The 21,894-nt window shown below is 63.6% G+C and carries 17 protein-coding genes; 10 read left to right on the top strand and 7 right to left on the bottom strand.

Annotated elements, in window-relative coordinates:
- Positions 1 to 5: 5 nt before the first annotated feature.
- On the bottom strand, positions 6 to 1,022 hold the full coding sequence (locus tag V6767_RS10295; RefSeq protein WP_448473401.1) for an ABC transporter substrate-binding protein: 1,017 nt from the start codon (positions 1,020 to 1,022) through the stop codon (positions 6 to 8).
- A 373-nt stretch (positions 1,023 to 1,395) separates the two neighbouring features.
- On the opposite strand from V6767_RS10295, the gene V6767_RS10290 reads away from it, so the two are divergent.
- From V6767_RS10290 to V6767_RS10260, 7 genes are all read left to right on the top strand, one after another.
- Positions 1,396 to 3,714, top strand: coding sequence for an NADP-dependent malic enzyme (locus V6767_RS10290; RefSeq protein ID WP_448473400.1), 2,319 nt, complete (start codon positions 1,396 to 1,398; stop codon positions 3,712 to 3,714).
- Positions 3,715 to 3,891: 177 nt separating this feature from the next.
- The gene (locus tag V6767_RS10285) at positions 3,892 to 4,608 is read left to right on the top strand and encodes a GntR family transcriptional regulator (protein WP_448473399.1); all 717 of its coding nucleotides are present in this window, start codon (positions 3,892 to 3,894) and stop codon (positions 4,606 to 4,608) included.
- A 42-nt stretch (positions 4,609 to 4,650) separates the two neighbouring features.
- Positions 4,651 to 5,910, top strand: coding sequence for an NAD(P)/FAD-dependent oxidoreductase (locus V6767_RS10280; protein WP_448473398.1), 1,260 nt, complete (start codon positions 4,651 to 4,653; stop codon positions 5,908 to 5,910).
- Positions 5,911 to 6,077: 167 nt separating this feature from the next.
- Complete coding sequence (locus tag V6767_RS10275) at positions 6,078 to 7,211, top strand: M24 family metallopeptidase (RefSeq protein WP_448473397.1); 1,134 nt, start codon at positions 6,078 to 6,080, stop codon at positions 7,209 to 7,211.
- Positions 7,212 to 7,308: 97 nt separating this feature from the next.
- On the top strand, positions 7,309 to 8,349 hold the full coding sequence (locus V6767_RS10270) for an Ldh family oxidoreductase (RefSeq protein ID WP_448473396.1): 1,041 nt from the start codon (positions 7,309 to 7,311) through the stop codon (positions 8,347 to 8,349).
- Between the two features lie 22 nt (positions 8,350 to 8,371).
- Entirely contained in the window at positions 8,372 to 9,895 is a 1,524-nt protein-coding gene (locus V6767_RS10265; protein ID WP_448473395.1) for an aldehyde dehydrogenase (NADP(+)), read from the top strand.
- Positions 9,896 to 10,007: 112 nt separating this feature from the next.
- The gene (locus V6767_RS10260; protein ID WP_448473394.1) at positions 10,008 to 10,619 is read left to right on the top strand and encodes a GNAT family N-acetyltransferase; all 612 of its coding nucleotides are present in this window, start codon (positions 10,008 to 10,010) and stop codon (positions 10,617 to 10,619) included.
- Positions 10,620 to 10,725: 106 nt separating this feature from the next.
- Here the strand turns inward: V6767_RS10260 and V6767_RS10255 are convergent, their stop codons facing one another.
- The 6 genes from V6767_RS10255 to V6767_RS10230 all read right to left on the bottom strand — a co-directional run bounded on the left by V6767_RS10255 (position 10,726) and on the right by V6767_RS10230 (position 18,691).
- Entirely contained in the window at positions 10,726 to 12,384 is a 1,659-nt protein-coding gene (locus V6767_RS10255; protein ID WP_448473393.1) for a hydantoinase B/oxoprolinase family protein, read from the bottom strand.
- Between the two features lie 3 nt (positions 12,385 to 12,387).
- Entirely contained in the window at positions 12,388 to 14,457 is a 2,070-nt protein-coding gene (locus V6767_RS10250) for a hydantoinase/oxoprolinase family protein (RefSeq protein ID WP_448473392.1), read from the bottom strand.
- A gap of 30 nt (positions 14,458 to 14,487) precedes the next feature.
- A complete protein-coding gene (locus V6767_RS10245; RefSeq protein ID WP_448473391.1) occupies positions 14,488 to 15,453 on the bottom strand; it encodes an ABC transporter permease in 966 nt (321 codons plus the stop codon).
- Positions 15,450 to 16,982, bottom strand: coding sequence for a sugar ABC transporter ATP-binding protein (locus V6767_RS10240; RefSeq protein WP_448473390.1), 1,533 nt, complete (start codon positions 16,980 to 16,982; stop codon positions 15,450 to 15,452). The genes V6767_RS10245 and V6767_RS10240 overlap by 4 nt, the downstream gene beginning before the upstream one ends.
- A gap of 97 nt (positions 16,983 to 17,079) precedes the next feature.
- Complete coding sequence (locus V6767_RS10235) at positions 17,080 to 18,069, bottom strand: sugar ABC transporter substrate-binding protein (protein ID WP_448473389.1); 990 nt, start codon at positions 18,067 to 18,069, stop codon at positions 17,080 to 17,082.
- A 109-nt stretch (positions 18,070 to 18,178) separates the two neighbouring features.
- Positions 18,179 to 18,691, bottom strand: coding sequence for a hypothetical protein (locus tag V6767_RS10230; RefSeq protein ID WP_448473388.1), 513 nt, complete (start codon positions 18,689 to 18,691; stop codon positions 18,179 to 18,181).
- A 266-nt stretch (positions 18,692 to 18,957) separates the two neighbouring features.
- Here V6767_RS10230 and V6767_RS10225 point away from each other — a divergent pair, with 266 nt between their 5' ends.
- The 3 genes from V6767_RS10225 to V6767_RS10215 all read left to right on the top strand — a co-directional run bounded on the left by V6767_RS10225 (position 18,958) and on the right by V6767_RS10215 (position 21,761).
- Complete coding sequence (locus tag V6767_RS10225) at positions 18,958 to 19,680, top strand: GntR family transcriptional regulator (protein WP_448473387.1); 723 nt, start codon at positions 18,958 to 18,960, stop codon at positions 19,678 to 19,680.
- 181 nt (positions 19,681 to 19,861) lie between these two features.
- Positions 19,862 to 20,794 (top strand): dihydrodipicolinate synthase family protein, encoded by a 933-nt coding sequence (locus tag V6767_RS10220; RefSeq protein WP_448473386.1) that lies wholly within the window; start codon positions 19,862 to 19,864, stop codon positions 20,792 to 20,794.
- Positions 20,795 to 20,828: 34 nt separating this feature from the next.
- Positions 20,829 to 21,761 carry a 4-hydroxyproline epimerase gene (locus V6767_RS10215; protein WP_448473385.1) on the top strand — a complete coding sequence of 311 codons (933 nt, stop codon included), beginning with the start codon at positions 20,829 to 20,831 and terminating at the stop codon, positions 21,759 to 21,761.
- Positions 21,762 to 21,894: the final 133 nt, after the last annotated feature.

Here is a 21,894-nt window from a genome sequence, read left to right as displayed (position 1 = left end):
CGCCCTCATTCGGCGCTGTCGAATGCCTTGATCTGCTTGGCGATTTCTTCAGCCCCGTAAAGCGTGCGGATGCTCGGGTTCATCGCCGCGCCGCTCATCACCACGATCCGTCCATTCTGGACGGCGTCCATCTGGCTCACCGTCGGATCGTTTTCAAGGAATTCGATCTTGTTTTCCGCCTTGTCGAGATCCCAGCGATTGCGGTCGACTTGGGTGGCGACGATCACGGTTGGATCGGCGGCCATGATGCCTTCCCAGTTGAGTGTGGGCCATTCCGCCTTGGTATCGAGAGCGTTGCGGCCGCCCAGGAGATCGGCGATGAAACCGGAAGGGCCGTTGCCGCCGCCGAGATAGGCGTCGTCGGCCGCCGACGCGCTGGAAAACCAGAACAGGAAGGTCAGGTCTTCATTCTGCGGGAAGGTTTCGCGCAGCGCCGCCTCGCGCGCCTTGAAGTCGGCAATCACCGCTTCGCCGCGATCCTGAACGTCGAAAATCCGGGCAAGATCGTCGATTTCCTTGTAGAGCAGGTCCATGTTCCAGAGCTGGTCGCGGCTGCCATAGGCATCGCCCGTATCGAGAGATGTGGAGCAGGCGCTGGGAGAAAGGTAGGTCGGGATGCCGAGGTCTTCGAAATCGCCGCGCTTGGCAACCCGGCTGTCGGGACCCATCAGCGTCGTCAGCATGGCTGCGACGAAATCCGGCTGCTGCTGCAGAACCGCTTCAAGCGTCGGGAATTCGACGGTGAGCGTCTCAACCTTGTCATTGGCCTCCGCCAGTTCGGGCAAAACATCGTTGGGCCAGAAGGCGGTGGCGGCCATCCGGTCTTCAAGGCCAAGCAGCAGCATGATTTCCGCGCTGTTTTGACCGAGCGCCACGGCGTTTTCCGGCGCTTTCTCGAACACGACCGTTTCACCGCAATTCTCGATCTCAAGCGGATAGGATGTCGAGGCGGCCAGCGCCGGACCCGACGCCAAAATCGTGAAGAAGCAGCTCGCAAGGCCAAGTCTCTGCGCAAAAATCATATCCGGTCCCGTCATGCTTTGATGCTGTTGGACCGCTGTTTAGAAGTGGGAGAAATCTAAATCAAGATAAAAAAACTCATCTTTTAATCAGGCGGCCTTCGCCGCGCCCCATGCGCCTTCAGCGCCCTTTCGCCGCAGCTACCCTGCACGTCTTTCCGTCGGGCTGAAGTTCGGATTGATGGCCACCTGCAGCCTATCGACGTATCGCAGGATATACGCTCCGCCATGTCTCATGGGTCCACATTCTGCGGGGGTCCTGTTTCCGAAACTGACAAAGTCTTTTGCTGTTTCACATTCGTTGACAATTTGTTCGCCCTTGCCTAACCGTTTCTGTCCATCGCCCTCTTCCGCAAGATTTCAAAGGTGACCGAGCATGGACCGAAGCGCTGACGATCGTGAAAAACCGAGCGGCCACCTCAAGCCGGCGGAACAGGAGGCGCTCGACTTCCACGCGCGCGGTCGCCCCGGCAAGCTGGAGATCAACCCGTCGAAGCCGATGGCGACACAGCGCGACCTTTCGCTTGCCTATTCGCCGGGCGTCGCCGTGCCGGTCAAGGCGATTGCCGGGGATCCGGACAAGGCCTTCGACTACACCACGCGCGGCAATATGGTCGCCGTCATTTCCAACGGGACCGCGATCCTGGGGCTCGGCAATCTCGGCGCGCTCGCCTCCAAGCCGGTGATGGAAGGCAAGGCGGCGCTGTTCAAGTGTTTCGCCGATATCGACTCGATCGATCTCGAGGTCGATACGACCGATATCGATGCCTTCGTCAATTGCGTGAAGCTGCTCGGCCCGTCCTTCGGCGGCATCAATCTCGAGGATATCCGGGCGCCGGACTGCTTCATCATCGAGCAACGTCTGCGCGAGGCGATGGATATTCCGGTCTTCCACGACGACCAGCACGGCACGGCGATCATCGCCGCCGCGGGGTTGATCAACGCGCTGCACCTGACCGGCCGTGATTTCAAGACGACGCGGATCGTCTGCAATGGCGCGGGCGCTGCCGCCATCGCCTGTATCGAACTTTTGAAGGTGATGGGCGCCTCCCATGAAAACATCATCCTCTGCGACAGCAAGGGCGTTGTCTATGAGGGGCGGGCCGAGGGTATGAACCAGTGGAAATCGGCCCATGCCGTCAGCACCGACCGGCGCTCGCTGGCCGACGCAATCGATGGTGCCGACGTGTTCCTCGGCCTCTCCGTCAAGGGTGCGCTGACCCCGGAGATGGTGGCCAGCATGGCGGAAAACCCGATCATCTTCGCCATGGCCAACCCCGATCCGGAAATAGCGCCGGAAGCGGTTGCCGCGGTACGCTCCGACGCGATCATGGCGACGGGCCGGTCGGACTATCCCAACCAGGTCAACAATGTACTGGGCTTTCCCTACATTTTCAGAGGCGCGCTCGATGTGCGCGCGACCGAGATCAACGAGGCGATGAAAGCCGCCGCCGCCCGGGCGCTGGCCGCACTCGCGCGTGAGGATGTGCCGGATGACGTTGCCGCCGCCTATGCCGGCAACCGGCCGAAATACGGTCCGGGATACATCATCCCGGTGCCGTTCGATCCGCGCCTGATCTCCGCCATTCCGGTTGCGGTCGCCAAGGCCGCGATGGAGTCGGGGGTCGCGCGGCGCGAGATCGACGATTTCGAGAAATACGAGCGGGAGCTCTCCGCAAGGCGCGATCCGATCGCCTCGACGATGCAACGCGTCTATGCCCGGGTCCGCCAGCAACCGAAGCGGATCGTCTTCACCGAGGGTGAGGAAGAGCAGATGATCCGCGCCGCGATCTCCTTCGTGAACCAGAAGCTCGGTACGGCCATCCTGCTTGGGCGCGAGGATCTGGTGCGCAAGGCCGCGCGCGATGCCGGCGCCGAAATCGACCGGCCGGGCATCGAACTGATCAATGCGAGCCTATCGCACCGCAATGCCGATTATACCGCCCATCTCTACAAGCGGCTGCAGCGCGACGGCTTTCTGTTCCGCGATTGCCAGCGGCTGATCAACAACGACCGCAACCACTTCGCCGCCACCATGGTGGCGCTCGGCGATGCCGACGGGATGGTGACCGGGGTGACGCGCAACTATTCGACAGCGCTTTCCGATGTCCGCCGGGTGATCGACGCCCGACCCGGCCATTGCGTCATCGGCCTGTCGCTGGCGCTCTGCCACGGCCGCACCGTGCTCGTGGCCGACACTGCCGTGCACGATACGCCGGATGCCGAGGAGCTTGCCGATATCGCTCAGGAAGCGGCGTCAATGGCCCGCCATATGGGTTACGAGCCGCGCATCGCCATGCTCGCCTATTCGACCTTCGGTCAGCCGCCCGGCGAACGCTCGCGCCAGGTGCGCGATGCGGTGCGCATTCTCGACGAGCGCCGGGTCGATTTCGAGTATGACGGCGAAATGGCGGCCGATGTGGCGCTGAACGCGGAGCGGATGCGGCAATATCCGTTCTGCCGCCTCACCGGCCCGGCCAATGTTCTGATCATGCCGGCCTTCCACTCCGCCTCGATCGCGACCAAGATGCTGCAGGAACTCGGGGGCTCCACCGTCATCGGCCCGCTCCTCGTCGGGCTGGAAAAGCCGGTGCAGATCGTCTCGCTTGGCGCGCGCGATGCCGACATCGTCAACATGGCGGCCATGGCCGCCTATAGCGCGACGATCGAACCCGAGAGCGACGCCGACGATTGAAATGATCGAGCGATAACGCAGAATTTCTGAATACATTTTGTCGACAACCGACCCGCGGCGTTCTATGCTGGTAACCCGCAGGGCGTTGTCAGGTCGTGCCTGTTGTGGGTCATCGGCGCAAGCGGATGATTCGAGCGCGCGTCCAGGAAGAGCGGAACAAAAACAGCAGAGGCAGTGATGGCGGCAGTGGAAGAGACGGTGAAGGCGAAAACGCGCGGATCCGGTACCCAAAAGGTCTACGAGACGCTGCGCCGGGAAATTCTGGCGATGGAGCTGATGCCGGGCAGTCCGCTTGACGAGGTCCGGCTTTCGGAACGCTTCGGCATGTCGCGCACGCCGGTGCGCGAGGCGCTGCTCAGGCTTGCAAGCGATGCGCTGGTGACCACGCTGCCCAACCGCAACACCATCGTTTCCGCCATCAACTTCGCCGACATGCCGCATTATTTCGAGGCGCTGACGCTGATGTACCGGATCAGCACAAGGGGCGCGGCCGCGCGTGGGCCACATGACCGCGCGGAGATGGTGAACATCCGCGGGCGACAGGGCGAGTTCGTCGCCGCCGTGGAAGCGCAGGACGCCTTTGCCATGATCGAGGCCAATCGCGAGTTCCACGTCGCGATCGCAGAGCTCGCCGGCAATGCCTATTATACCGGTTTCTTCTCGCGGTTGCTCGATGAGGGACGGCGTGTTCTCAGGCTCTACTATTCCACCTTCGAGGACCGGCTTCCGCGCCAGTATGTCAACGAACACGAGGATATCATCGCGGCGATTGAGGCAGGCGATACCGAAACGGCCGACCGGCTGGCGGTGGCCCATGCCGGGCAGATCGTGCGCCAGATTCAGGAGTATCTGGCGCGGGAGGCCGAACAGGCGCGCGCGCTGTCGCTGGGGTGAGCCCATGACCTGCGGCTGTAGCCAATACATCACGAGGACAAGATGAAAGACCAGACTGAAGCAGACGTTGTCGTGATCGGCGGCGGCATTATCGGCTGCATGGCCGCGCGCTATCTCATGGAGGCCGGGCGCAGGGTCACGATCCTGGAGCGCAGCATGATTGCGGCAGGAGCCAGCGCCGGCAATGCCGGCATTCTCGCCTTTCCCGAGATCGTGCCGATCCCCGCGCCCGGCATCACCTGGAAAGCGCCCGGATGGCTGCTCGATCCGCTGGGGCCGCTTGCCATCCGCCCGGCCTATGCGGCAAGGCTGGCGCCCTGGCTCTGGCATTTCTGGCGGGCGAGCTCCAGGGTGAATTTCGAGCGCGGTCTCAAGGTCCAGGCGGCGATGATGCGGCTGGCGGTCGCCGAATACGAAGCTGTCCGCAAGGACGCGCGCCTGGCGTCCTTCATTGTCAATACCGGCACGCTCGATCTCTATGATAGCGAGAAGAGTTTTGCCGCCGCGGCGGCCGACTGGGCGCGGAAGCGCGAGGCCGGCTTCGAGTTCCACCGCGTCGGCCGCGGCGAAATCGAGACGCTTCAGCCCGGTCTCGCGCCGCAGTTCGAACACGCGATCTACAGCGAGGATGGGCTGCAGGTTTCCGATCCCGCCGGTTTTACCCGCGCGCTCGCCGAAAGCCTGCGGGAGAACGGCGCCACGATCACGATCGGAGAAGCCGCCGCCATCGAACCGACCGAGGCCGGTGCGCGCATCCGCCTTGCCGATGGTGGTGCCCTTGAAGCGCGCACCGTCGTGGTAGCCTGCGGGGCGTGGTCGAAGCGGCTTGCGAAAAGCCTCGGCGAAGCGGTGCCGCTCGATACCGAGCGCGGCTACAATACCACCTTGCCGGCGACCGCCTTTCCGCTGAAGCGCCAGCTCTATTTCAACGATCATTCCTTCGTCGTCACGCCGCTCTCGTCCGGAATTCGCGTCGGCGGCGCGGTGGAGTTCGGCGGCCTCGACCTGCCGGCCAATTTCAAGCGCGCCGATGCGCTGTTGACGCTTGCCAAACGGTTCCTGCCGGGGCTTGAGACCGAGGGCGGCGAGCGGTGGATGGGCTTCCGCCCCTCCATGCCCGACTGCCTGCCGGTGATCGACCGCTCGAAGGCCGCGCCGAACGTGCTCTACGCCTTCGGCCACGGGCATCTCGGATTGACCCAATCGGCGGCCACGGGCCGGCTGGTCGCGGAACTGGCCGGTCAGCTCAAGCCATCCGTAAACCTCGAAAACCTGCGCTTCGACCGGTTCTCCGGCCGGTAGGGCCCGGGGTTGTTCCGGGGCCGGCGTCTGCTGGCGGCAGGTACGGTTTTCTTGATTGTAAAAGCCCGCCCATTGCGTTGTCGACAAACTGACGACAAATGTGATAGGCGGGTTTGAGGAATGAAAATCTCGGTCTTAGATCGAGTGAAGACGGAGAGACCGCTGCGATGACCATCCGCCCCGAACCGATCAGCAACGACGAACGCAAGGGCCGGATTGAGCGCCTGCGCGCGGCCATGCAGGCCGCCGGCGCCGATGCCATGCTGCTGGGCTCGACCATCAGCCTTGCCTATTTCACCGGCCTTGTCTGGCATCCGAGCGAACGCCTGGTCGGCGCGCTGGTCACCGCCGACAGCCTGACCTATATCGCGCCCGCCTTCGAGGTTTCGAAGATCGAGACGCTCGAGCGGCTCGACGGCGATATCGCCGCCTGGGATGAGCATGAAGATCCGGCGGCGCTGACGGCAAAGCTGCTCGGCCAGGGCAAAACGCTGGCGCTCGATGATGCGCTGCCATTCGCCATCTATTCGGCGCTGGCCCGGCAGATCGCGCCGGAGCGGCTCGTTGACGGCGGGTCGATGATCTCTTTGCTCCGAGCGGTGAAATCGCCCGCCGAGATCGCGCTGATGCAGTATGCGATGGATGCCACGCTTGAAGTGCACAAGCGCGTTCACGCGCTGATCGAGCCGGGCATCCGCGCTTCCGAGGTCGTGCGCTTCATCGACGAGACCCACCGGGCGCTGTGTGGCTCGGGCAGCACCTTCGCGATCTGCTCCTTCGGCGCGGCGACATCGCTGCCCCATGGCGTCGATGGCGACCAGACCTATGCCGAGGGGGATATCATTCTCGTCGACACCGGCACGATTGTCGGCGGCTACCAGTCGGACATGACGCGCACCTATGTGAAGGCGGAGCCCTCGGCCGAGTTTTCGCGAATCTGGATGATCGAACGCGAGGCGCAGCAGGCCGTTTTCGATGCCGCGAAGCCGGGCGTTTCGGCTGAAACCCTCGACCATGCGGCGCGGCGCGTGATCGCCGCCCATGGCCTCGGCCCGGATTATCGCCTGCCCGGCCTGCCGCACAGGGCGGGGCACGGTCTTGGCATGGACATCCACGAAGCGCCGTTCATCGTGCGCGGCAATGCAGCGCCGCTTCAGCCCGGCATGTGCTTTTCCAACGAGCCGATGATCGTCGTGCCCGAAAAATTCGGCGTCCGGCTGGAGGACATCATCCATATGGGAGAGAACGGGCCGATCTGGTTCACCACGCCCGGCAAGGGCCCGACCGAGCCCTTCGCCTGAGCACCGGGGTTCACATCAACTTCATCCATGAGGCAGATTGCGTCCGGCGCGCTTTCCGCATGGCGCGCATGCGAAACCACGCCTGAAGGGAGACGGCATGAGCGACGACTTCGAAACGATTGCGACCGATGAGGCGCGGGCGCTGGGGGAGAGCCTGCTGCTGGCGGCCGGCTATTCCGAGGACCATGTCCGCACGATCACCGATTGCGTCGTGCGCGCGCAGATGGACGAGTGCCATTCGCACGGGCTCTACCGGCTGATCAGCTGCCTGGAGCTGATCGAGCGCGGCAAGGTCGATCCCACAGCCACGCCGGTGGTCGAGGACCGCGCGCCGGCAATCGTCCGCGTCGATGCCCGCCGGGGCGTTTCGCTGTCCGCCTTCGAGGCCGGACTTCCCATCCTCGCCGAAAAGGCGAGGCACAGCGGGCTAGCGGCGCTTGCGATCAACAACTGCTTCCACTTCTCAGCGCTCTGGCCGGAGGTGGAAAGGATCGCCGATCAGGGCCTTGTCGCCATTGCCGTCACGGTCAGCCATGCCTGGGTCGCGCCCGCCGGCGGCAGCAGGCCGGTGTTCGGCACCAATCCGTTTTCGTTCGGCTGGCCGCGTCCGGGCAAGCACCCCTTCGTGTTCGATTTCGCCACCTCGGCGATTGCGCGCGGCGATATCGAGCTGCATCGACGCACGCAAACGCCGCTGCCGGAAGGAACCGCGATCGATGCCGACGGCAAGCCCACGACCGATCCTGAGGCCGCGGTTGACGGGGCGATGCTCACCTTCGGCGGCCACAAGGGCTCGGCGCTTTCGGCGATGATCGAACTGCTTGCCGGGCCGCTGATCGGTGATCTCACCAGCGCCGAATCCATGGCCTTCGATGGCGACGCCAAAGTGGTGCCGTTTCATGGCGAACTGATCATCGCGCTCGATCCGGCCTCCTTCATGGGGCAGGCGGCCCTCGATAATCTGAAACGCGGCGAGACGCTGTTTGACGCGATCGAAGGGCAGGGCGCGCGCCTTCCCTCGGCGAGGCGCTATCGCGCGCGGGCCCGCAACAGCAAGGCCGGCGTCATGCCGGTGCGCAGGAACGTGCTCGATGAGCTGCGGGCGCGCGCCGCGGCATCGACACCGAAATCGAACTGACAACCAGACTGAGGATGCACCAATGAAGATCACCGGCGAATTGCTGATCGGCAACCAGACCCGCATGGGCGAAAACGGCACGCTGACGGCTGTGGAAGCGGCCACCGGCAAGGCGCTTTCCGGCGCGTTCGGCGGCGCGAGCGCGGCCGATCTGGACGAGGCGGTTCGGCTCGCCTGGCAGGCTTTCTTCGCCTATCGCGAGACGGCGCTGGAAGACCGGGCCGCGTTTCTGGAAAAGGCGGCCGCGAATATCCTCGCCATCGGCGATCCACTGATCGAGCGCGCCATGGCCGAAAGCGGCCTGTCGCGCGCACGGCTTGAGGGCGAGCGCATGCGCACCGTAAACCAGTTGCGTCTGTTTGCCGGCGTCGTGCGCGAAGGCGCGTTTCAGGATCTGCGTTTCGATCACGCCGATGCGGCGCGCACGCCGCCCAAGCCCGATCTCCGGCTACGCAAGGTCGGCCTCGGCCCGGTTGCCGTTTTCGGCGCGTCGAACTTTCCGCTGGCGTTCTCGGTGGCCGGCGGCGACACCGCCTCGGCGCTGGCGGCCGGTTGCCCGGTCGTGGTCAAGGCCCATCCGGCCCATCCCGGCACCTCGGAACTGGTGGCCCGCGCGGTGCAGCAGGCCGTGATCGAATGCGGCATGCCGGCAGGCACGTTCTCGATGCTGCATGACACCGGCTACGAGATTGGCGGCGCGCTGGTCGCCCATCCGCTGATCCGCGCCGTCGGCTTCACCGGCTCGCGCCGGGGCGGTCTGGCGCTGGTCGATATCGCCGCAAAGCGCGACATGCCGATCCCGGTCTATGCCGAGATGAGCGCGATCAACCCTGTCCTCCTGTTTCCCAAAGCCCTGAAGGCGCGCGGCGACAGGATCGGCGCGGCGTTTGCCGCATCGCTGACGCTCGGCGCCGGCCAGTTCTGCACCAATCCCGGCCTGATCCTTGCCGTCGAAGGCGAGGGCCTCGATGCCTTCAAGGCGAGCGCCGTGGAGGCGCTGAAGGCGGTGCCGGCGCAGACGATGCTGACCGCCGGCATCTGCAAGGCCTATCGCGACGGCGTTGCGAAACTGGTCGGCCACAGCGATGTGACGCAGCTTGCCGAAGGGCAGGAGGGCGACGAGTTTCACGGCCAGGCCGCGCTTTTCGAAACGACGGCCGCCTCGTTCCTGAATGACAAGAGCCTGCATGACGAAGTCTTCGGCGGTGCGGGTCTGATCGTCAAATGCCGCGATCTGGCGGAGCTCGAAACCGTGGTCGACGGTATCGAGGGTCAGTTGACCGTCGCGCTTCACATCGACGAAGCGGACTATCCGGCGGCTGCGAAACTGATGCCGAATCTGGAAATGCTGGCCGGCCGCCTGCTCGTCAACGGGTTTGGCACCGGCGTCGAGGTGTCGCCTGCCATGGTCCATGGCGGGCCCTATCCGGCGACCTCGGACGTGCGCTCGACCTCGGTCGGCACGCTTGCGATCGACCGCTTCCTGCGTCCGGTCTCCTATCAGGACATGCCGGCGGATCTGCTGCCAGAGGCTTTGCGCGGGTAACGGCTGTGAACTGCCGCGCCCGGTTGCCAAGACTTGTCGGTACCGGGCGCGATCTCGATTGAACCTGCGCCCGGCTCTCCCCATCTGATGGGATATCGAGGGAGACAGCGGATTGAATGGAGATCGGAATTCAGCGCCTTTTCGGATCGAGGCCGGCTTGCATTCGCAACACCGCCATCTCGCCGCGCGGGGATATTGGCGGGCATTTTCGCGCAAGCTGCGCTATCCGCTTGGCCCCGAGGCGAAGGCGGTCGCTTTCATTGAACGCGTAATCAATCCCGCCCATGCGATCAGCGCTGTCTCGCAAAATGGCGATTTTCTTGGCGTGGCCGGCTTCAAGTCGCCGGAAGGGGCGTTTATCGGCGGCGGCTTCGGTGACTTGGCGGCGACGTTCGGATGGATCGGCGCGACATTTCGCGGCCTGTTGATCGGCATTCTGGAGCGTGATTGCGAGCCGGGCACGCTGCTTATGGATGGAATTTTCGTCGAGCCCCATGCGCGAGGAAGGGGAATCGGTAAGGCCCTTTTGAAGGCCATCGAGTCACGTGCCGCATCCATGGGCCTTCACCATGTTCGCCTCGACGTTATCGACACCAATCCGCGCGCCCGTGCCCTCTACGAACGGGAAGGCTTCGTCGAGAAATCCGTTCAGTCGCTTGGCCCGCTGAGCCCTGTTTTCGGCTTCTCAACGGCGACCCAAATGACAAAACCCGTCGGCATTTGATTGACGGTGCGGTCGCTCGGGCTGCGAATATCGGCGGCAATTTCAGTCGTATTACCGCCGGTTCGCCCGGGAAAAGGCCGCCGGCGCTCGGCCTCCTCCCATTCGATCAGGCCTCGTAGCCGTAGATTTCCCTGGCGCGTTCGGGCGTGAGGTATTCGTTCTTCAGGTCGCGCTCGATATCGGCGCGGCTGCGCTCACGCGGATCGCCATAGCCGCCGCCATTGCCGGTGACGACGCGGATGATGTCGCCTTCGTTGACCGTGAGGTTGGTGGTAAACGCGTGGCGGTCGCGGCTGCCATCGCGGCGCAGCACCTCGACGTAATTGACCGAGCCGTCGAGCCCGCCCGATGCGCCCCAGGGCGGCATGCGCGAGCGGGTGTAGCCGACCGAGAGGAAGTTGTTGTCGGCGCGCACGCGGTAATGCACCTCGATGCCCTTGCCGCCGCGCCACTGGCCTTCGCCGCCCGGTTCTGAGTTCAGCGCCACTTGCTCGATGCCGAGCCCGTAGCGGGCCTCGGCGACTTCGGCGGGGCAGTTGAACGTTTCACCGTGGAAGCCGGAGAACTGACCGGACACCCCGTCGGAGCCTTCCCACGCGCCCCAGCCGCCGACCTGCGGTTCGACGATGGTGTAGTGGCGGCCGGTATCGGGGTGCGGGCCGCCGATATTGGTGCCGCAGATCGAGGCGAAATTGCCGGCCGGAACCGAGCCCGGAAAATGCTCGGCCATCGCGCGCAGCAGCATGTCGAACAGCCGGATTTCGACCTCGGCGTAGTATCCGAGCGCGCCGGGGGCTTCCACATGATAGATCGTGCCGGGCTTGGTCACGACCTTGAGCGGGCGGAAGAAGCCGCCATTGCCGGGCGCATCGGCATCGGTGAAGTCCTTGAAGGCGAGCTGCACGGCGATTTCGGTGCCCTCGCGCGAGCAGTTGAGCGAGCCGGACTGGGCGGGGTTGTCGGTCAGGTCGACGATGAACTCGTCGGCGGTTACCGTCAGCGTGACCTTGTGGACCACGCCGCTATCCTGCTCCTCTGAAAAGCTGTAGCTGCCCTCGGGAATGTTCGCCAGCGCCGCACGGGCGCGGCGTTCGCCGAGGTCCATATAGTCGGTGACGGCGGCGGCAAACGTGTCCGCGCCGTATTTTTCGACCAGTTCCAGCACCCGGCGCTCGCCGATGCGCAGACCCGCGATCGCGGCCCACAGATCGCCGTTCAGGTAGTCCGGCAGGCGTGAATTGATCTTCATGATATCGAAGACGGCGGCATTCTCGACGCCCGCGGTGAACAGTTTCACCGCCGGAATGCGGATGCCTTCCTGGAAGATTTCCGTGGCTTCCGCCGACATCGAACCAGGCACATTGCCGCCGACATCGTTCCAGTGGGCGATATTGGCGACCCAGGCGACCATCACGCCATCATGAAACACAGGCGCGGCCAGCACCATGTCGTTGAGATGGGTCACCCCACCGAAATAGGGATCGTTGGAGGCGAACACATCGCCTTCGCGGATGTCCTCGAGCGGAAACTTGGCGAGAATGCCCGCGATCGCCTTGTCCAGCACGCCGATGAAGGCCGGAATGCCAGCGCCCGATGCGGCGATCTGGCCCTCGGGGTTGAGGATCGAGGTGGATAGGTCGAGCACTTCATAGATGATCGCGCTCATCGAGGTCTTCACCTGGGCGTAGAACATCTCGTCGGCGATCGCTTCCAGGGCGTTCTGGATGATGTCGAAGGTGACGGGATCAAAGGTCTTGTCGGTCATGGCTCAGCCCCTCGTCTCGATATGCGTGTTGCCGAAATCGTCGATGAAGACGCGGTTGCCGGGATGGACGACGATGGTCGTGCCCGGATCCTCGATCACCGCGGGGCCGGTAAAACGCATACCCGGCTCGAATTTCGTGCTGTCATAGATGGTGGCCTCGTGCCGGCCCTCGGTGGCGTAGTCGACCATGCGCCGGCCCTTGACCGCGTCTTCCAGCTTCGCGCCGGTCTTCGGCAGCGCCACCAGTTCGAGCTTGCCCACTTCGGCGGCGGCGACCAGATGCAGGCCGATGATCTCGACGCCGGCTGCAAGGCGATAGGTATATTCGCGCTCATAGATCTCGTGGAATTCCGAAACCATCTTGGTCAGGGTTTCCTCGGTCACGGGGCCTGCGGGCACCGGCACCTCGACGGCGAATTCCTGGTTCTGGTAGCGGCAGCGCACCAGAGGCTTGAGCGAGACCTTGTCGGGGCCGAAGCCCTCGCGGGCATATTCGGCGCGGGCGCGCTCCATGGTGTGGGCGAGCAGTTCATCGAGACCTTCGCGGTCGGCGCTGTCCATCAACCGGGTGACGAAATAGTCGCGGCGCAGGTCCGACATCATCATGCCCCAGGCCGAGAAAACCGGCGCGCCGCGCGGCACGACAACCTTCTTCACGCCCAGTTCCTGGCCAAGCGCCACGCCATGCATCGGCCCGCCGCCGCCGAAGACCACCAGGGTGAAATCGCGCGGGTCGTAGCCGCGATTGACCGAGACCAGCTTCAGCGCGTTGACCATGTTGGAATTGGCGATGCGGATAATGCCGCGCGCGACGTCCTCGGGCGAATTGCCCATGCGTTCGGCCAGTTTTCCGAGCGCGTTTTCGAGCGCCGGAATATCGGCCTCGACGGACCCGCCGCAGAAATAGTCCCTGTTGATCCGCCCGAGCGCCAGATTGGCATCCGTCGTGGTCGCGTCCTCGCCGCCGCGGCCATAGGCGGCGGGGCCGGGGGTGGAGCCGGCCGAATGCGGGCCGACATGCAGCTTGCCGAAATCGTCGACCCAGGCGATCGAGCCGCCGCCATTGCCGATTTCCACAAGGTCCACCACCGGCACCATGATCGGGTAGCCGGCGGACTTGCCGTCGCGCTCGATCCAGTAGTCGGTCTTGATGGTGACCTGATTGTTTTCGATCAGCGAGCATTTGGCGGTGGTGCCGCCGATATCGAGCGCCAGAATATTGGGTTCGCCGATGATCCGGCCGAGCTCGGCCGCGCCCCAGAAGCCCGACGCCGGGCCGCTTTCGACCATGGTGATCGGCACGGCCTTGATTGCGTCGAGCGAATCGACGCCGCAATTCGACTGCATGATGAAAAGCTGTCCTGAATAGCCCTTGCCGGTGAGGCCCGATTCCAGCTTCTCGAGATAGCGCTGGGCCTTCGGCTGGACATAGGCCGAGAGGATGGCGGTGTTGGTGCGCTCATATTCGCGCCATTCACGGGTGATCTGGTGCGAGGCGACCACCGTCACCTCGGGCCAGCGGGCTTCGACCTCGGCCTTCAGGCGGATTTCGTGTTCCGGATTGGCATAGGCATGCAGCAGGCTGATGGCGATGGCTTCTATGCCCTCGGCGCGGAAAAGGGCCAGCGTCTCGTCGAGCGAGGAAAGGTCCAGCGGCGTGACCTCATTACCGTGATAATCCAACCGCTCGACGATCTCGCGGCGCAGATAGCGCTCCACGAACGGGGCCGGCTTCTTGTATCTGAGATTGAAGAAGTCCGGCCGGTTGCCGCGGCCGATCTCGATGGAATCGCGAAACCCCTTGGTGGTGATCAGCCCGACCTTGGCGCCCTTGCGTTCGGTCAGCGCGTTGATAACAACGGTGGTGCCGTGGGCGAAGAAATCGACCGAGCCGACATCGACCTTGGCCTTTTCCAGAACGTTGAGAACGCCCTTTTCGAAATCCGGCGGCGTGGTGTCGGATTTTTCCGTGCGCACGGTCTGAACGCCGGTTTCAAGGTCGGTCTCGAAATAGACGAGGTCGGTGAAGGTGCCGCCGACATCGGTCGAGACGCGTGTGATTTTGTCAGTCATGGGAAGTCTCTGTTCAATGCGTGAAGGATGTCAGCGGCTGCGCCGGCCCGATGCGGCAAGCGCGACCGCGACGACGATGATCACGCCGGTGGTGAGGTCCTTGAAGAAGGGGTTCACGTTGAGGATGTTGAAGCCGTTGCCGATCAGCGCCATCAGCAGCACGCCCGCGACCGAGCGCCAGATCGCGCCCGAACCGCCCATGATCGAGGTTCCGCCGAGGATTACCGCCGCGATTGCCTCGAATTCCATGCCGATGCCGGCCTGGGGCGAGGCCATGGAAATCCGCGAGACCGCGATCACGCCGGCGAGACCTGCGGCCATGCCCGAGAGCGAGAAGGTGACGATCTTGATCAGATTGGTGCGGATGCCCGAGAGGATCGCGGCTTCCTCGTTGCCGCCGACGGCGAAAACGCGACGGCCGAATGTGGTGCGGTTCAACAGCACCATGAAGATTACCATGAAGATGATCAGTACGATCACGGCGATGTTGACCATGCCGATGCGGCCGCGACCGATCCAGGAGAACTCGGCGATCCGGACCGGGATCAGCGCGCCCCCGGTGATCAGGATGGCGATGCCGCGATAGACGAGGCTTGTGGCGAGCGTCACCAGGAAGGAGTGCACCCCGAAGCCGGTGATGATCGCGCCATTGACCGTGCCAAGCGCAAGCCCGATCAGCGGACCGGCGACAATCGCGGTATAGGGATCGACATGAACTGCGATCCAGCCGGCCGCGACCGAGGCAACGCCAAAGATCGCGCCGGTCGACAGGTCGAACCCGCCGCCGATGATGACGAGCGTGAGTGCGCAGGCGATGATGGCGAGCGGCGCCGACTGGTTGACGATGTTGAGCAGGTTGCGGGCCGTCAGGAAACTGTCGGAAATCAGGCTGAGGCCGACCATCAGGATGACGATGATGGTGAGAACGCCGTATTCGCGGGCGAAATCGCCGGGCGTGATGGAAAAACGCCGGGCAGGTGTCTGAACGTCGCTCATGGTTGGGTGACCTCCTTGCCGCGGGAGACGGCGCCTTGTTCTTCAAAGATGCGGTGCAGTGCCTCGTCGACCGTGGTGTCCCGGCAGTCGGTCTCCGCGAAGATGCGGCCGTCGCTCATCAGATAGCCGCGATGGGACAGGTTGATGACCTCCTCGAGTTCCGAGGAGATCAGAAGCACGGCCACGCCGTTTTCCGCCATTTCGATGATGAATTCGTGGATGCTCTGCCGGGCGCCGATATCGACGCCCCGGCTCGGTTCATCGAGGATCAGCAGGCGCGGCTTTTCCACCGCCCATTTCGACAGCAGCACCTTCTGCTGGTTGCCGCCGGAATAAAAGGCGACCTTTCCGTCGATGGCGGAGGGAACGATGCCGAAATGGTCGATCATCTTACGCGCCCGCGTGCGCTCCAGCCCGTGATTGATGAAGCCGTGGCGCGAGATGTTGCCGAGCGAGGCGAGCGAGATGTTGGGACGGGTCGTCTGGGTCAGCACAAGTCCCTGTTTACGCCGGTCTTCCGGCACGAAGGCGATGCCCTGGGCGATGGCACGTGGAACCCTGAGCCGGCGGTTCTGCACGACGCCCTGAATGGCATAGCGGCCGGAGACGATCGGATCGGCGCCGAAGAGCGCGCGCGCCACCTCCGAGCGGCCGGAGCCGACAAGGCCGATCAGGCCGACGATCTCGCCGGGAAAAATCTTCAGGGTGATATCGGAAAGGCCGGTGTCGGTAGCGACATTCTCCATCTCGACGACCGGCGTTGCCTGCTCGGCGGGGCGCGGCGGCAGGGTGGGCCAGCTGATCTCCGAGGCCTCGCCCAGCATGGAATCGACGAGACTGTTCTTGGTCTCGCCGGCAATCGCGTCGGTGCGGATCACCCTGCCGTCGCGCATGATCGTCACCCGGTCGCAATTGGCGAGGATATGATCGAGGAAATGGCTGACATAGATCACGGTGACGTCGCGGGCCTTCAGCCGCGCGATCAGCTGGTGCAGGCGCTCGGCCTCGTCCTCCGTCAGCGAGGAGGTCGGCTCGTCCATGATGATTACCCGCGCGTCGCGGGCAATCGCGCGCATGATCTCGACCTTCTGACGCTCGGCGATCCGCATGTCCGCGATCCGGGTATGCGGGTCGAGGCCGAAATCGCAGGTCTCCTCCAGCGCGTGGAAGCGGGCGAGATCGCCCTTGCGCAGGAAGCCTGCGGTATTGCTTTCCAGCCCCAGGAACACGTTTTCCAGCACGGTGAGCTCGGGCACGAGCTGGAGTTCCTGGTGGATCATGGCGATGCCGCGACCAAGCGCGTCGCGCGGCGAAAACCGGGTGACGACGTCGCCGAACACCTCGACCGTGCCTTCATCCGCCGAATAATAGCCGCCGACGATCTTGCCGACCGACGACTTGCCTGCTCCGTTTTCGCCGACGAGCGCGTGCACGGAGCCTTTCTCAATGTCGATATTGATATCGTCCAGGATACGCATCCCGCCAAAGCTCTTGGCGACGCCCCGAAGCCGTATGGCGATGTCGGTCATGGCTTTCCTTTTCATCTGCAGCGCGCCGGCCAGGCAGGCGCGCTGTGTGAAGTCGGGGTGCGACGCGCCTCAGATGGGCGCGCCGGGAGGATATGGATCAGCCCTGCCATTCCGGCTCGAAGTCCGGATTTTCGTCCAGCCATTCCTTGGTGATGATCTTCGGCGTCTCGCGCAGCGAATATTCATCGATCCAGGTCGGAACGGTTTCGCCATTGAGCGTTTCGACCATGGCGTCGAGCGCGGCCGCGCCCATGGATTTTGGGAACTGCGCCAGCGTGCCGCTCCAGCTTCCGGCCTTGATCGCGTCAACGGCGATCTGGTTCAGCCCGCCGCCCAGCGTGTAGATCTGCGTGATGTCGAGGCCGGCATCCGCAATCGCGACCTCGGCACCCATCAGATGCTGGTCGGCATTGGAGAGCACGACATCGATGTCGCGATTGGCCTGCAGGATATCCTGCATGGCGATCATCGAATCCTGGGGCGAGTAATTGCCCTCGCCGGTGGCGACGATCTCGATATTGTCATGCTCGCCGAGGATTTCCTTGTAGGTGTCGTTGCGCACATTGTCGAAGGGGAAGACAAGCTGGCCGATCAGGACGACGACCTTGCAGGGGTCCTTGTCGGCGCAGTAATCGACGACCGCATTGGCCTGGGCGGTGGCGCCGACGACCGGATCGGAGGCGACGGTAACGGTGAGGCCCGGCACCTGCGGCTCCATTTCGGTCAGCTCGGGGCCGATGGGAAACAGCGTTGTGCCGACCTTGACGCCGGCCTTTACCGCGTCTTCCAGCGCCGTTGCGATGCCGACCGTATCGTTGGGCGTGATGATGATGGCGTCAAACTTGCCGCCGGCGACGATGTCCTCGACCTGCGAGAACTGCGCGGTGGCGGAAAACTCGCCGTCGAAAATCTGCGTGTTGACATTGTCGTAGCCGGACGCGGCTTCCTTGATGCCGTCATAGATCGCCTGGTTGAAGCCGTTCTGCGACGAGGCGGCAAGGAAGGCGATGTTGAAATCCTCGGCCTCGGCGGCCAGCGGCGCGGCAAGCGCCGAGGAGAGGATCGCTGCTGTGAGTGCTGTTTTCATGGATCGGTTTCTCCGGTTTGAGATATTTTCATCGGGTTTATGCGGCCCTTTGAGGGCCATTCAGCAGGACTCTCCGGTCCCTTGGACATCCTTGGTCGGGTTGTTTCCGTCATGTCGGGTGAAATGTGGCCGTCTCGATGTCTTCAAGATGCAAAAGAAGGAATGCCATGGTGACAGCCGGCTGCCAGGCTAGGGCCCGGGCGACGGTTTCTGGCGTGAAATGACCCTTCGGCCCCAGCATGTTGACCGTACCGATCACGCGCCCATCGGCGACCGCCGGAAGGTTCATGTTGGATTCGAAGCCGAGATCGCGGATCTTTTCCCAGTCGAAGAAAACCTGGGCGATCTGTTCGATGGTCGTTGTGCTGAAATGCCGGTTGCCGGCAATCACCGTCTCGAAATAGCGGTTTTTCTCAAGCGGCTTGAAGCCGCCGGGCTCATAAGCCTCGACATCCTCGGAAAACACCCGACGCGAACGCATGCGCGGCAGATCGTAGATTGAGGCTGTGGTCAGCCCCTTGCCGACATCCCTGTTCAGGCCGTCGAGCAGATAGGCGAAAACCCGCCGCGCCGCGTCCGGCTGCCCCGCAAGGCGAAAGACTTCCTCCGTATCGCACGGCATCAGCTTTCTCCCTTCATGGCGGGCCCGCAGCGCTCCTGCCTGCTGCCGCCGCGCGATGACTTGAACGCTGCAAGCGCGACCAGAGCGGTTTTCATGCGGGCGGGTTTCATATTGGCGCTGTCCGTTTCAGGTGGCAATCATCGTGGAACAGGTCGTCACACTAATGCCGAAAATTTGTTATGTCGACAAAAAAAATTTAAAGTGCATGATGGATTGTGTGCATCGAGTGTTGCATATTGGTGGAAATAACCGGAGAGCGGAGCATCATGGTGAAGACATCGTTGGAGAACAGCGGGCTCCAGAGCCAGCAGGTCAGGCGCGGCGGCGGCGTGGCGCATGTCTATGAAACGCTGCGCAACGAAATCATCGAGTTGAAGCTCGCGCCCGGCAGCCCGATCGACGAGACCGAGCTTTCCGAACGCTTTGCGATGTCGCGCACGCCCATTCGGGAGGCGCTCGTCCGGCTCGCGGCGGAAGGGTTGATCACCGCGCTGACCAATCGCACCACCATCGTTTCCAACATCGATTTCGTGCAGCTCGGCGCATTTTTCGACGCCTTGACGCTGATGTACCGCGTCACCGCGCGACTTGCAGCGATCCATTACAACGAGGCGGATCTGGCCGGGATACGCGCCCACCAGAGGCGCTTTGCCGAGGCGGTCGAGGCCCGCGACGTGCTGGGCATGATCGCCGCCAACCGTGATTTTCACATCGCCATCGCCGAGGCCGGGCGCAACAAATACTATACCGACCTGTTTCGGCGCCTGCTCGATGACGGTCGCCGGATTCTCCGCCTTTACTATCGTTCCTATGACGACGACCTGCCGCGCCAGTATGTGGCCGAGCACGAGCATATCGTCAGCGCCATGATCGCGCGCGACGAGGACGCCTGCGACCGGCTTGCCACGGCGCATGCCGACCAGATCGTGCGTCAGATCCGGGCTTACATCTCCGCCGATTCCCGCAGCGTTTCCTCAATCGCGCTCTAGGTTTCACCCGTTTGCCGAAGGATGGAAAGGCGCGCTGCGCTTTTAAGTATTTTATTTGTCGACAAGATGAATCATCGGTGCTACTGAAATTGCAACCGACCGGCTCCGGGCCGCAGTGCCAAAGATTGCCAGCAGATTGCCCCGCCGAGACCAATTCCTTGTGCCTATGAAAGGACCCCAGATGAGCGACACAATTTTCACCGGCTGCATTCCGGCTTTGATGACCCCCTGCAAGGCTGACCGCACGCCGGATTTCGCGGCGCTTGCGCGCAAGGGCCGGGAGCTGATTGAGGCCGGCATGTCCGCCGTCGTTTATTGCGGGTCTATGGGCGACTGGCCTCTGCTGACCGACGAGCAGCGCATGCAGGGCGTCGAGGCGCTGGTCGAGGCCGGGGTTCCGGTGATCGTGGGGACCGGGGCGATCAACACCAAATCCGCCGTGGCGATCACGGCCCATGCCGCCCGCGTCGGCGCAGCCGGCCTGATGGTCATTCCGCGCGTTCTCTCGCGCGGCAGCTCGGTGGCCGCGCAGAAGGCGCATTTCGCAGCCATTCTCGAAGCCGCGAACGGTCTGCCGGCCGTGATCTACAACAGCCCCCATTACGGCTTTGAAACCCGCGCCGACCTGTTCTTCGCCCTGCGCGCCGATTACCCCAACCTGATCGGCTTCAAGGAATTCGGCGGCGCGGCCTCCCTCTCCTACGCCGCCGAGCACATCACCTCCGGCAATGACGATCTCACCCTGATGGTCGGCGTCGATACCCAGGTCTTCCACGGCTTCGTCAAATGCGGTGCCACCGGCGCGATCACCGGCATTGGCAATGCGCTTCCGAAAGAGGTTCTGCATCTCGTTTCGCTTTGCAAGGCCGCAGCCAGGGGCGACAGCGAGGCCCGCGTCAAGGCGCGCGAACTCGAAGAAGCGCTGATGGTGCTGTCGAAATTCGACGAGGGCGTCGATCTCGTGCTGTTCTACAAATATCTGATGGTACTGAATGGCGACGAGGAATATACCCTGCACTTCAACGAGACCGATGCGTTGACCGCGCCGCAGCAGGCCTTCGTCGAAGAGCAGTACAAGCAGTTCAAGACCTGGTACGCCAACTGGGCGGCCTGAAACCGGCGGAGCGGGCCTTGCCAGGGAGCAGCACATGCATGTGATTGACAGCCACACCGCGGGCGAGCCGACGCGGGTCATCCTCGACGGCTTTCCCGATCTCGGCACCGGCCCGCTTTCCGAACGCGCGGCGCTGCTTGCGACGCGCTTTTATGACGACTACCGCGCCGTGGTGCTGGAGCCGCGCGGCCAGGTCGCCATGGTCGGCGCGCTGCTGGTGCCGCCGGTGGACCCGACCTGCGTCACCGGCGTCATCTATTTCGATGTCGGCGCGGTTCTGGGCATGTGCGGCCATGGCACGATCGGCCTTGCCGTCACGCTCTACCATATGGGCCGGATCGGCACGGGTCTGCACCGTATCGAAACGCCCGCCGGCGTCGTCACGGTCGATGTGCATGATGAAAGCACGGTCACCGTCACCAATATCGAGAGCCGCCGGGTCAAGGCCGGCGTCACGGTGGAGGTGCCGGCTTTCGGCCCCATCACCGGCGATGTCGCCTATGGCGGCAACTGGTTTTTCCTGGTCGATCCGAGCCCGATCCCGGTGGTCCCGGAGAATATCCGCGCGCTGACGGATCTCGCCGTCGCGACCCGGACCGCGCTCAACGCCGGCAAGATCGGCGGCGAAAACGGCGAGCCGGTCGACCATGTGATCTTTTACGGCCCGGCCGGCGACCCGGCGGCGCACAGCCGCAATTTCGTGCTCTGCCCCGACGACGCCTATGACCGCTCCCCCTGCGGGACCGGCTGTTCCGCGCGGCTCGCCTGCCTTGCCGCTGCCGGTCAATTGGCAGAAGGCCAGGAAATCGTGCAGGAAAGCATCATCGGCTCCACCTACCGCCTCTCCTACAAGGCGGGCAACCATGGCGGCGTGATCCCCTCGATCACCGGTCAGGCCTATGTCATGTCGGTGGCCGAACTGGTATTCCACCCCAACGACCCCTTCCGCAACGGCATCGTGCTCTGAACCTTTATCGGTTCATGAAGCCTTCGCATTGACGCAAGACAGCCCGTTAGCCGCGGGCGAGGCAATCTGACTGCCATCGAGACCCACATGTAGATTTCAGATTGGTCGTGGTGGCGGGCTTCATGCCGACGTC

This window comes from Martelella sp. FLE1502 (assembly GCF_053484255.1).
Note: the sequence above shows the minus strand (reverse complement) of the source record. Positions and strands in the feature narration are given on the sequence as shown.